The organism is Arthrobacter sp. RT-1 (assembly GCF_003367205.1).
Lineage (GTDB): Bacteria > Actinomycetota > Actinomycetes > Actinomycetales > Micrococcaceae > Arthrobacter.
This window is the reverse complement of the sequence record NZ_QRGQ01000050.1, coordinates 31551-43398: the sequence shown is the minus strand read 5'-3', so window position 1 is coordinate 43398 and position 11848 is coordinate 31551. Positions and strand designations below refer to the sequence as shown.

At 67.2% G+C, this 11848-nt stretch carries 12 protein-coding genes; 7 read left to right on the top strand and 5 right to left on the bottom strand.

What is annotated here, in order from left to right; genetic code table 11:
• Positions 1–86 precede the first annotated feature (86 nt).
• The 6 genes from DXK94_RS20505 to DXK94_RS20480 all read left to right on the top strand — a co-directional run bounded on the left by DXK94_RS20505 (position 87) and on the right by DXK94_RS20480 (position 6467).
• Positions 87–1226, top strand: a complete 1140-nt coding sequence (locus DXK94_RS20505) for an ABC transporter substrate-binding protein (RefSeq protein ID WP_115526343.1) — start codon at positions 87–89, stop codon at positions 1224–1226.
• 27 nt (positions 1227–1253) lie between these two features.
• Complete coding sequence (locus DXK94_RS20500; RefSeq protein ID WP_079596541.1) at positions 1254–1979, top strand: ABC transporter ATP-binding protein; 726 nt, start codon at positions 1254–1256, stop codon at positions 1977–1979.
• Entirely contained in the window at positions 1969–2916 is a 948-nt protein-coding gene (locus DXK94_RS20495; protein WP_115526342.1) for an ABC transporter permease, read from the top strand. The genes DXK94_RS20500 and DXK94_RS20495 overlap by 11 nt, the downstream gene beginning before the upstream one ends.
• 192 nt (positions 2917–3108) lie before the next feature.
• The gene (locus DXK94_RS20490) at positions 3109–3555 is read left to right on the top strand and encodes an SRPBCC family protein (protein WP_115526341.1); all 447 of its coding nucleotides are present in this window, start codon (positions 3109–3111) and stop codon (positions 3553–3555) included.
• Between the two features lie 88 nt (positions 3556–3643).
• Positions 3644–4900, top strand: coding sequence for a uroporphyrinogen-III C-methyltransferase (cobA, locus tag DXK94_RS20485; protein WP_115526340.1), 1257 nt, complete (start codon positions 3644–3646; stop codon positions 4898–4900).
• A 100-nt stretch (positions 4901–5000) separates the two neighbouring features.
• On the top strand, positions 5001–6467 hold the full coding sequence (locus tag DXK94_RS20480) for an FAD-dependent oxidoreductase (protein WP_115526339.1): 1467 nt from the start codon (positions 5001–5003) through the stop codon (positions 6465–6467).
• A 93-nt stretch (positions 6468–6560) separates the two neighbouring features.
• On the opposite strand, the gene DXK94_RS21775 is transcribed toward DXK94_RS20480, so the two are convergent.
• Genes DXK94_RS21775 through DXK94_RS20460 form a run of 3 tightly spaced genes read right to left on the bottom strand, consistent with a single transcriptional unit; the run spans position 6561 to position 9029 of the window.
• Complete coding sequence (locus tag DXK94_RS21775; protein ID WP_258868646.1) at positions 6561–7877, bottom strand: SRPBCC family protein; 1317 nt, start codon at positions 7875–7877, stop codon at positions 6561–6563.
• Between the two features lie 30 nt (positions 7878–7907).
• Positions 7908–8735, bottom strand: a complete 828-nt coding sequence (locus DXK94_RS20465; protein ID WP_115526338.1) for a DUF1206 domain-containing protein — start codon at positions 8733–8735, stop codon at positions 7908–7910.
• 3 nt (positions 8736–8738) lie between these two features.
• Complete coding sequence (locus DXK94_RS20460; RefSeq protein ID WP_115526458.1) at positions 8739–9029, bottom strand: hypothetical protein; 291 nt, start codon at positions 9027–9029, stop codon at positions 8739–8741.
• Positions 9030–9185: 156 nt separating this feature from the next.
• Here DXK94_RS20460 and DXK94_RS20455 point away from each other — a divergent pair, with 156 nt between their 5' ends.
• Positions 9186–9722 carry a hypothetical protein gene (locus DXK94_RS20455; RefSeq protein ID WP_079596547.1) on the top strand — a complete coding sequence of 179 codons (537 nt, stop codon included), beginning with the start codon at positions 9186–9188 and terminating at the stop codon, positions 9720–9722.
• Positions 9723–9823: 101 nt separating this feature from the next.
• On the opposite strand, the gene DXK94_RS20450 is transcribed toward DXK94_RS20455, so the two are convergent.
• Complete coding sequence (locus tag DXK94_RS20450) at positions 9824–11077, bottom strand: AI-2E family transporter (protein ID WP_115526337.1); 1254 nt, start codon at positions 11075–11077, stop codon at positions 9824–9826.
• 85 nt (positions 11078–11162) lie between these two features.
• The gene (locus DXK94_RS20445) at positions 11163–11843 is read right to left on the bottom strand and encodes a FadR/GntR family transcriptional regulator (RefSeq protein WP_115526336.1); all 681 of its coding nucleotides are present in this window, start codon (positions 11841–11843) and stop codon (positions 11163–11165) included.
• Positions 11844–11848 lie beyond the last annotated feature (5 nt).

Genomic DNA, 11848 nt, shown 5'->3' with positions numbered 1-11848 from the left:
GAACCTGCGTGACCCCCCGTTTAGGCTTCATTGAACGGGTTTATGTCACTCCCTATGGTGAAACAATGACTAGTTCCAAGCCCGGGATGACCCGCATCGTGGCAGGCGAAAGCGCAGCACCCAAGCGCAAGCGTGCCATCGAGGCTGCCCTGGCGGTCGGGCTGGTCCTCCTGATTGTGGTGGGAGCTGTTGTGGCCTCCACTGTTTCCCGTAACACTGAGGCCCAGGCCGTGGTCCCCACCCCCGCCGCGGAGCTCAAGCTGGGGTACTTCGGCAACGTCACGCATGCCCCAGCCCTGGTGGGTGTCAAAGAGGGCTTCCTGGCCGAATCGCTGGGGAACACCACCCTGAGTACCGAGACATTCAATGCCGGTCCTGCTGCCATCGAGGCGCTGAACGCCGGCGCCATCGACGCCGCATACATCGGCCCCAACCCGGCCATCAACTCGTTCGTAAAGAGCCAGGGCGAGTCCGTGAAGGTCATTGCCGGCGCTGCCGCGGGCGGTGCCCAACTGGTGGTTAAGCCGGACATCAATTCCGCCGCCGACCTTGAGGGGAAGACCATCGCGTCCCCGCAACTGGGCGGGACCCAGGACGTTGCCCTGCGCGCGTGGCTGGCGGACCAGGGCTACAAGACCAACGTTGACGGCAGCGGCGACGTCGCCATCAACCCCACCGAAAACGCCCAGTCCCTGAAGCTTTTCCAGGACGGAAAGCTCGACGGCGCCTGGTTGCCTGAACCGTGGGCGTCCCGGCTGGTGCTCCAGGCCGGAGCCAAGGTGCTGGTGGATGAAAAGGACCTGTGGGACGGAACCGGTACGGGCAAGCCCGGCGAGTTCCCCACCACCATCCTGATCGTGAACCAGAAATTCGCCGCCGAACACCCCGAGACGGTCAAGGCGCTCCTGGCCGGCCACGCCAAGTCGGTCGCCTGGCTCAACGAGGCACCCGCGGATCAGAAGGCCGGCGTCATCAACTCCGCCCTGCAGGAATCGGCCGGCGCAGCCCTGGCCCCGGATGTGCTGGAACGTTCACTGGCCAACATCACCTTCACCCTTGACCCGCTGGCCGGAGGCTACCCGCGCCTGCTTCACGACGGGGTGGAGGCGGGCACCACCAAGCAGGCCGACATAAACGGGCTCTTCGACCTCAAAGCACTTAACGAGGTCACCGCCGCTGCGGGCAGCACCACCAAGATTTCAGCAGCCGGCCTCGGCCAGGACTGATCCACCCCACTACCTAAGGACGGCACCATGCCAGTCGTACTGGAAAACCTGGGCAAGCGCTTCGGCGACGGCGCCCCGGTACTGGACGACGTCAACGCCACCATCGCGCAGGGCGAGTTCGTTGCCCTCCTCGGTGCGTCCGGCTGCGGCAAATCCACCTTGCTGAACATCATCGCGGGGCTGGAGGCGCCGACGTCGGGCGCCCTGGAAGTGCCCAGCGACGGTGCCGCCTTCATGTTCCAGGACGCGGCCCTCTTCCCGTGGCTCACCGCCCGTGAAAACATCGAGCTGGCCCTGAAGCTGCGCGGCGTGGGCAAGGCTGAGCGCCGGATCAAGGCGCAGGAACTCCTTGAGCTCGTGCACTTGGGATCCGCCGGTGACAAGCGCCCGCATGAGCTGTCCGGCGGCATGCGGCAGCGCGTGTCCCTGGCCCGGTCGCTCTCGCAGGACCGGCAGCTGCTGCTCATGGACGAGCCGTTCGCCGCGCTGGACGCCATCACCCGCGACCTCCTGCACGACGAGCTGGAGCGCATCTGGAAGGAAACCGGCCGCACCATCGTCTTTGTGACCCACAACGTCCGCGAAGCCGTCCGGCTGGGCCAGCGCGTGCTGCTGCTGTCCTCCCGGCCCGGCCGCGTGGTCCAGGAATGGGCCGTCACCGAGGAACACCGAACCGACGCCGGGCTTGCCGGCCAGCTGACCGGGGTCATCACCGCCCGGCTGCGGGAGGAGATTCGCCGCCATGCCAAGTAACCACACCCCGCTCGCTGAAGCCCCGTCCGAACCACCCGAGACCCGGCACGTCCATGCTGCTTTGACGAGGACTTCCACCGGGAAAGAGGACCTGCGGGAACTCGAGTCCGGGCTGGACTCGCTGCAGTCCGATGCCGACCGCAAGCACCGGATCGAGTGGAGCCGGATCCTCCTGCCGATCGCCGCCCTGGCCGTCCTGATCCTTGTCTGGCAGTTCTACGTCTCCCTGGGCGTCAAGCGCCGCGACCTGGTACCCGGTCCGCTGGATGTTGTGGGCCAGATGGGCGTCCTCTGGAACGAGGGCAAACTTCAGGAAGCCCTGTGGACGTCCATGCAGCGCGGACTGGTTGGCTTCCTGATCTCGGTGGCCATCGCCACGCCCATCGGCCTGCTGCTGGCACAGGTTGCACCGCTGCGCCGAGCCTTCGGCCCGCTGATCTCCGGCCTGCAGGTCCTGCCCTCGGTGGCATGGGTCCCCGCCGCCATCATCTGGTTCGGCCTCACCGACGCCACCGTCTATTTCGTGGTGTTCATGGGCGCCATTCCGTCCATCATCAACGGGCTGATCTCAGGTGTGGACCAGATACCGCCGCAGTACCGGCGCGTCGGCACCGTGCTGGGCGCTTCCCGGCTGCAGATGGCGCTTCAGGTCATCCTCCCGGCCGCGCTTCCCGGGTACCTGGGCGGCCTCAAGCAGGGCTGGGCCTTCTCCTGGCGCTCACTCATGGCCGCGGAAATCATCGCCGTGGGTGGCACCATCGGCTTCGGCCTGGGCTCGCTGCTCGACCAGGGCCGCATCCTGTCCGACATGACCGTGGTGATGTCGGCAATCCTGCTGATCCTCGCCGTCGGCATCCTGATTGAACTGCTGGTGTTCGGCCCCATCGAGAAGCGCCTGCTGCGCAGCCGCGGCCTCCTCTCCGGCAGCACCCGGTAGCCCTTACACCACCCTTGCAAGGCCCGACGGCGACCTCCGCCGTCGGGCTTTGCTGTTTGCTTGTGCTTTTGCCCGCCGCCGTCGTGGGGCACTTTGACACGGACACGCCGCGGCTTGAGGGTGATCCGCCACTCCGGCCCGCCAATGTGCCCCACGACGGCGGGTCCCTGGGTCTCGTGACAGACTGGCCGGATGACCGTCAGCTTCGTGTGCCGCACCGAATCAGCGCTGCCTCCGGAACGCCTCTTCGACCTGGCCCGCAGCATCGACGTGCACGTGAACTCGCAGCAGGAAACGGGGGAGCGGGCCGTGGCTGGTGTAACGTCCGGGCTGATCGAAGAGGGCCAGGAGGTGACGTGGCGGGCGCGGCACTTCGGGGTTCCCCTGACCATGACGAACCGCATCACCCACATGGACTTCCCAAGCAGCTTCACGGACGAGCAGGTCCGCGGCCCCTTCAAGAGCTTCCGCCACGTCCACGAATTCGAAGCGACCGCCACCGGCAGCGCCATGACGGACCGGGTGGAGTTCACCGCCCCGTTCGGGTTCCTGGGCCGGCTGGCAGAGCGGCTGGTGCTGGCCGGCTACCTGGAGAAGCTCATCGTCCACAGGGGCCGGTTCCTTGCGGGCCTGACCTGATGCATCCTTTGTGACGCTGCGTTACCTTACGTGAACTGGTGTTGCTCGGCCTTTGTGGGCGATTGTGACGCGGCCCTACCGTTGATTCATGGCAATTCAGGATATCTACCCCACAGCGCTGCGCCTCCTCGGCCGCCCCGTGCTGGTGGTGGGCGGCGGCCCCGTTGCCGCACGCCGCGCCAAGGGGCTGCTCGACGCCGGTGCCGTGGTCACCGTTGTGGCTCCCGTTGCCTCACCCGCGCTCCAGGACATGGCCGACGCCGGCCTGCTCACCTGGGCAGCGCGCCCGTATGACTCCAAAGACGTCGACGGCGTCTGGTTCGTCCAGACGGCCACCGGCGATTCCGCCGTGGACGCCAGGGTATCGGCCGACGCCGAGGCGCAGCGCATCTGGTGCGTCAACGCCTCCGACCATGAAGCCTCCGCCGCCTGGACGCCCGCCGTCGCCGAGGTGGATGACGTCAAGATCGCCGTCAACGCCGGGGGAGACCCGCGCCGCGCCATGGCCGTCCGCGACGCCGTGGCCACCGCCCTGGAAACCGGCGACCTTCCGCTGCGCCGCCGCCGTGCCCACCGGGGATCAGTTGCCCTGGTCGGTGGAGGCCCCGGTGACACGGGCCTCATCACCGTCCGCGGCCGCCGGCTCCTGGGCCAGGCTGACGTTGTGGTGGCGGACCGCCTGGGTCCGCGTGAACTCCTCAACGAACTGGCCCCCGACGTCCGCGTGATCGAGGTCGGCAAGACCCCCGGCCACCACCCCGTGCCGCAGGCCGAGATCAACCGCATCCTCGTCGACGAAGCCCTCGCCGGCCACCGCGTGGTCCGGCTCAAGGGCGGCGACCCCTACGTCCTGGGCCGCGGCGGCGAGGAAGCCGAACACTGCCGGCAGCACGGCGTCGAGGTTGAAGTGGTTTCCGGCGTCACCTCCGCGATTTCCGTTCCCGCAGCAGCCGGCATTCCGGTCACGCACCGGGGACTGGCCAAAGGCTTCAGCGTGGTCACCGGCCACGAGGAACTGTCCGAGGTTCCGGCCCGCGCAGACCACACGATCATCCTGCTCATGGGCGTGGGCCAGCTCCGCGAATCCGCGTCCGCCCTCGGCAAAGCCGGCCTGCCCGCCGACACTCCGGTTGGTATTGTTGAAAACGGCTACTTGCCGGACCAGCGCGTCACCATTGGCACGCTCGGTTCCATTGCGGACCAGGCCGAGGCCGCCGGCGTCGCAAATCCCGCAGTCATTGTCATCGGCGACGTTGTGCGCGTGAGCCCGTTCGCGCCGTCGCACTTCAAAACCGCTGACTACAGCACCACCACCCCGAACAAGCCCCGAGTCCTCACCACCTAGCCCACCAACCCAACCGGGTAGCGCCAAGTGTCGTTATGAGCCGTCAAAACGACAGTTAGTGCTACTGAGTTGGGCCGGAACGAACAAAAGGAACACAGCCGTGTCATCAAGCACTACCGTAGGTTCTGCCGAACGTCCGCTGCGCGTCGCCGTCGTGGGCTCCGGCCCGGCCGGCGTCTACGCCGCCGACATCCTCACCAAGAGCGAAGCCGTCAAGAGCGGCGAGCTGACCGTGAGCATCGACCTCTTTGACCGCTACCCGGCACCCTACGGCCTGATCCGCTACGGCGTTGCCCCGGACCACCCCCGCATCAAGGGCATCGTCAACGCCCTGCACAAGGTCCTGGACCGCGGCGACATCCGCTTCTTCGGCAACGTGGACTACGGCACAGACCTCACCATCGAGGACCTCCGCACCCACTACGACGCCGTCATCTTCGCCACCGGCGCCATCAAGGACGCGGACCTGAACATCCCCGGCATCGAGCTGGACGGCTCCTACGGCGGCGCGGACTTCGTCTCCTGGTACGACGGCCACCCCGACGTTCCCCGCGAATGGCCCCTCGAGGCCAAGGAAATCGCCGTCATCGGCAACGGCAACGTGGCCCTGGACGTGGCCCGCGTCCTGTCCAAGCACGCCGACGACCTCCTGGTCTCCGAGATCCCGGACAACGTCTACGCCGGCCTGAAGGCCTCGCCCGTCACCGACGTGCACGTCTTCGGCCGCCGCGGCCCGGCCCAGGTCAAGTTCACCCCGCTGGAGCTGCGCGAGCTGTCCCACTCCAAGGATGTGGACATCATCCTGTACCCGGAGGACTTCGAGTTCGACGAGGAATCCGACCGCCAGATCCAGACCAACAACCAGACCAAGACCATGGTGGGCACGCTCACCAACTGGATCGCCGAGCAGCCCGAGGACCTCTCCGAGCTCAAGGCTTCCCGCCGCCTGCACCTGCACTTCCTGCACAGCCCGGTGGAGATCTACGACGACGCCGAGACGCCGGGCAAGGTTGCCGGCATCAAGTTCGAGCGCACAGAGCTGGACGGCACGGGCAATGCCCGCGGCACCGGCGAGTTCGTGGACTACCCGGTCCAGGCCGTCTACCGTGCCATCGGTTACTTCGGTTCCGCCCTGCCGGAGATCGAGTTCGACCACAAGAAGGGCGTCATCCCGAACGACGGCGGCCGCGTCCTGGACGCGTCCGGCACCCACGTGCCGGGCATCTACGCCACTGGTTGGATCAAGCGCGGACCCGTCGGCCTGATCGGCCACACCAAGGGCGACGCCTTGGAAACCGTGACCTACCTGCTGGAAGACCGCGAAAACCTTCCGGTGGCCAGCGTTCCCGAGGCGGACGCCGTCGTCGAACTCCTGGACGGCCGCGGCGTAAAGTTCACCAGCTGGGAAGGCTGGCTGGCCCTGGACGCGCACGAGCTCGCCCTCGGTGCAGCTGCCACGGAGGCCGGCGGGTCGCACGGCGTCGAGGTCAAGCGTGAGCGCATCAAGGTTGTGCCGCGCGAGGACATGGTGGCCATCTCCCGCGACGGCGTGGCCGCGCAGGTCTAAGACACCACAAGCAACGCGAGGTCGCTTCCTGCCCGATGAACGCGGTTCATTGGGCAGGAAGTGACCTCGCGTTGTTGTTTTAACCCGACGGCGCTACTTCCCGGCGCCGCCTGCCGCCATCAGCTCCAGCCGCTTGAGCGTTTCCCGGTTCCGCACGCCGATCATGGCGTCCCGGAGGAACTTGGGCATGAGCTTGCCGGGACCCTTGATGGCGTCTTCGACGATGGTCACCTGGCACTGGGTGCCCCGGTCCTCAAGGGTGATCACCACCTTGGCCTCACCCATCGGCCAGCCACGCGCCACAAGTTCCAGCAACCGGCCGGGCTCGGCGTTCACTACCTTGGTGCTGTCGTTGATCACCAACGGCCAGGCGCCAACGGAGTGGTGCAGCCGGGCACCGGCCTGGGGCCACGAATCGTCCACGGCCCGGATCCTGGAGGCTCCCACCACCCAGCCGGAATACAGCCAGCCGTCGGAGAGGACGCGCCACACGTCGGCTGCGGGGGAGTTGAACAGCTGGGACACGGTGGACATGGTCTTCCTTCTCTCTACGGTGCGGGCCTGGTTGAGGGCAGAACGTCCGACGGCGGCAGGCGCCGACCGCTGCGCCGTCCGGTAGGAGCGCTCCCGCAGGCGGCGCGTCCAGGCATAAGTCTGCGCCCCGGGCGGCTGGTTCTCCAGTGGGTTGAAGCGCAGCGGCGTGTCACCGGGCGGGGACCCCGCGTGAAGCACCAGCTCGCCGCACTGCCGCCACCGTCCCAGCGGCCTGGCCCAGTACAGCCCGAGCACCCATTCCCCGGAGGACAGCGATCCCGGCGGCAAACTGACCGTCAGCAGTCCCAGCAGAACGGGCCCATTCCTGCCGCGGTAGGGCATGAGGGTGGTCATGGTGGCGCCGTCGACGTCGAGCCGCGGCTGGAGCAGGAAGCGTCCGGGAATCCGCCAGCCGGTGGAGGAGAAGAGCACATCTGCGGGATCGCCGGTGCCAGGGGTGCCGCCAGCCGGCGTGACGCGCAGCGCGAGCCCCAGGACGTCCGGCAGTGCCTGCGGCAGGCCCACTGACCGCGAGAACCTGGCCTCCACTGCGTCCGTGCCCGGCGAATCCAGCCACTCCAGGCCACTCGCTTCGTGGGGGTTGCCGGTCCGCGTCAGCTCCCCGGCCAGGCCCAGCCCCTTCGGATGGATGGGGCGGTCCGGCCTGGCCAGCTTGAGCACCCGGAACAGATTCTCGAAAGCACGTCCGGCCGTTCCGGAGATCGCCGGGGCGGCATCCGCGGGTTCCCCATGTGGGTCCTTCTGCCCGGTGCCAGCCGCAGGCCCTCCCGCTGTGGAGGCACGCAAGGTGCGTTCCGCGCCCCGGCTGCTGGCGCCGTCGTCGGCTGTTTGGTCCGTCGTCAGGTGCTGGGTCATGTTTCCTTCGTACCCCGAATCCCGGAGGAATTACATCCGGCCGAACCGCGAGCGGATCAAGGCAAAAATCCCGTAGGCGATGAAGCCGGCCCCGATTGCAACCAGCAGGGACGGTCCGAAGGGATGGTCGCGCAGGGCTTTCAGGCTGCCGTCCAGCCCGGTGGATTCCTCGGGGCGGTGCTTGGCGGCGGCAATGACGAACAGGAGCCCGGTGAGGTTCAGGGCGAAGCCCTTGGCGATGTGGCCCGTGACGCCCAGAGTGTCGATCAGCCTGCCGCGCCGCGTTCCGTCGAAGTAGAAGAGCTCCTCCTTGAACCCGCGTCGGGCGCCCTTGAACACGAAGTAGATGCCGATCCCGATAATCGTCAGGCCCAGGGCCACCAACACCCACAAGCCCAGCGGGTTGGCCATCAGGGAAGCACTGAAATCCCGGGTGCTCTCACTCGAGTCCCCCCGCAGCCCCAAGGCAAAGCCGGCGAAGCTGAGCCCCACGCTGCCGTAGGCAATGGCCAGGAAGCCGGAGGAGATCAGTTTTGAAACACGCTCTTTCCGTGGCCGGCCCCGCATCCTGAGGGTGGCTTCGCTGGCCTGCCACAGGGACAGGCCACCGCACGCTGCCACGCAGGCCCACATGACCGCCGGACCCCATGGATTGGCGGCAAGCTGCTCGATGGCTCCGGTGGGCTCCGCCTCACCCGGCTGCCCGAAGGCAACGGCAACGGCGATTGCTCCAATAATGACGTGGAGCATCGCCATCACGGCGAACCCCAGGCGCGCCAGGACGTCCAGGACCTTGTGGTTCGAGGCTTCCTCGATGGCGTCCGCGGCCTGGCTGAGGGTTGAGTCCCGGTCCGACATCGGTCAGCCGTTCATGGGTCCTTCGGCACGCAGCTTCTCCGCGCCGGGTCCTTCGACGTGGACGGTGCAGCGCACCACCAGCTGGCCGGGGGCGTTGTCCAGCTCCACGAGGGAATCGTGTCCGCTCAGCACGGTAAAGACCTCCGAGCCTGCCACAGCAGCTACGCCCTTGGCCTGCGCCGTCTCCCGGGCGTTCCGCAGCGCCTCGCGCTGAAGCCCGTCCACATATGTGCTGTCGTCTTCCCGGGCCGGGTCCCCGAAGGCCCAGCCGAACAATGTCCCTGTCATTCCCATGGCCACGATATTACGCGGTCCGGTGCCCGTAAGACGGGCTTTCGTAACATTAGTAAGTGTGCTTACGATAGGCGGACCATGACCTCGATGGGACACGGAAAGCGAAGTCCGCAGCAGCGGCATCCCGGAACCAGTTCAACGTAAGGAATGCACATCATGGCAGGAAATCTCATTGCCCGGTCAGTACACGACCTGACGGCAGCAGCCTGGTTCGGTGGCTCCCTGATGGGTGCCATCGGCCTGAATGGTGCAGCGGCGGAAGCCAAGGACCCCACTGAGCGGACCCGGCTCTCCAGCGCCGGCTGGATGAAATGGGCGCCGATCCAGACGGCAGCCTTTGCCTCCCACCTTGTGGCGGACCTGGCCATCGCCTGGGAGAACAAGGAGCGCATTGCCCAGCAGGACGGCGTGGCCCGGGACACGGCCATCAAAACCGTGGTGACCCTGGCCGGCGCTGCGGTGACCCTGTACTCCGGCATGCTCGGCAAGAAGGTGGAGAAGCTGGCCGGTGAAGGTTCCGAAGGCGCCACCGAGCCGCGGCCCGGTGCTTCCGACGAACTGCAGGCGGCCCAGCAGCAGCTCAAGACGCTCCAATGGGTGATTCCGGCCTTCGCCGGACTCGTGGTGATCCTCGGAGCCAAGCACGGCGAGATGCAGCGTCCCAAGAACGTGTTTGCGGGCTTGCGCCGCTAAACGCGACGCGCACAGTCATCTGTGACGCACAAAAAACCTGGCGCACCTGAGATTTCAGGTGCGCCAGGTTTTTTGTGCGTCGAAAAGGAGGAACCGCAGCGCTAGACAGGCTGCGTGTTCGCCGGCGGCAGGTCCGGGTTCATGTCCTCCATGTTCGGATCCTCGGCCGTCCACACCTGGATGATCGCCCACGCCACTGCGGCCAGGGGGACGGACAGGACTGCGCCCACAATGCCGGCGAGGATGGTGCCGGCTGTCAGGGCCATCAGGATTACCAGGGCGTGGAGCTGCAGTGACTTGCCCATGACAATGGGCTGCAGGAGATCGCCCTCCAGCTGGTTGACCGCGATGACCACGGCCACCACGATCAGGGCCACCACGGGCCCGTTAGCCACCAGTGCCACCAGCGCGGCCAGGATGCCGGCCACGGTGGCGCCCACCAGCGGGACGAAGGCTCCGATGAACACGATGATGGCCAGCGGGAAGGCCAGCGGAACCTGCATGATCAGCAGCGCGGCGCCGATGGCCACCGTGTCCACCAGTGCCACGATGGCGGTGCCGCGGACGTAGCCGCCCAGGACCTCAAGGGTGCGGCTGCCAACCCGGCGGAGCTTGGCCTCGCGGGCCCCGCGGAACGGGCGGAGGAAGAAGTTCCAGATCTTGGCGCCATCCTTGAGGAAGAAGAACAGGATGACCACCATCAGGGCCGTGCCGGCGATGAACTCGGTCACCACAGACAGCCCGGTGATCGCCCCGGAACGGACCTGGCTGCTGGTGGCAAACTCGATGATTCCCTGGCGGGCCTGCTCCAGCTGCTCCTGCTCGATGGGGATCGGCCCGGTGCGCAGGAACTGCTCCAGCTCGTCGAGGCCGGATGAAGCCTGCGCTGCCAGTTCGCCCCACTGGCTGCGGACCGAGAAGTAGATCACGGTGAAAACGCCGCCGAGCAGCAGCAGCAATCCGATGAACGCGATGCCCGTTGCCAGGCCTCCGCGCATCCCGCGGCGCCGCAGCATGTTCACGAACGGGCCAATGGCGGCGGCCAGGATTAGCGCGATCAGGATCGGAATGACCAGGAGCTTGATCTGCATCAGCGCGTAGACGGAGACGACGGCCACGGTCAGGATCAGCAGGATCTGGGCCGCGCGGATGCCCACCCTGCCCAACCCGTCTGACCAGAGTGCGCTGGGCGGCTTGGTTTCCCGGGGTTTCGCGCCTCGTTGCAGGGCAGATTTTCCAAGGGGTTGGCCCTGCCGCGGTGCCCCTTCGGCTGCCGCCGCGGCCTCGGCACCAGGTTTCGGCTGTGGGGTCTCGTTGCCCAACTCGTGTTCGGTCAGGCGTGTGGATCGCGCCATGGGAACTCCTCATCATCGGCGGCACCCGCCTGCGGGTGCAGGGCAGGCTTAACTACCTACGTCAGATAGTAAGCCTACTGACCGATTACGTGCCGAGCCACTCTGCGCAGGAGTTCAGGTTTCTGTTCACGGTGGCGACGGCGGCGTCCTCGTCATGCCGTTCAATGGCCGCCAGCAGCAACTCGTGCCCTTCCTGGGGGAGCCCCTCGAAGCCCGGCCGGCCCTGCTGGGTGAGGAGGTCCTGGTGGAGGACGGGGCCAAAGCTGACGTAGAGCTCATGCAGCAGGGGGTTGCCTGAGGCCTGGGCCACCCGTTCGTGGAAGCCCCAGTCAGCCCGTGCCCAGCCCTCGTAGTCCCCGCTCTTCCAGGCCTGGTCCCGGCTGGTGAGGAGCCCGCGCAGGGCGGTGACGTCGTCGTCGGTGGCGTTCCTTGCAGCCAGCCTCGCCGCCTGGGTGTCCAGCCCCAGCCGGACTTCCAGGATGTGCTCCTCCGTGTGGTCCTGGTACATGCGGCGGGCGGCGCCGGAGATCTCGCTGATGGCCCGGACGTAGGTGCCGTCGCCGCGGCGCACCTCCAGCATTCCGCTGTGCGCGAGGGCCTTGATGGCTTCGCGAAGGGTGCCGCGGGACACTCCGAGTCCGGCGATCAGTTCGGTCTCGGACGGGATGCGCTGGTTCAGCTGCCACTCGCCGGAGTGGACCATGGCGCGCAGTTTGGCGGTAACTTCATCGGCCAGGGGCGCGCGGGTGGAGGGGCTCAGTGCCATGGCGT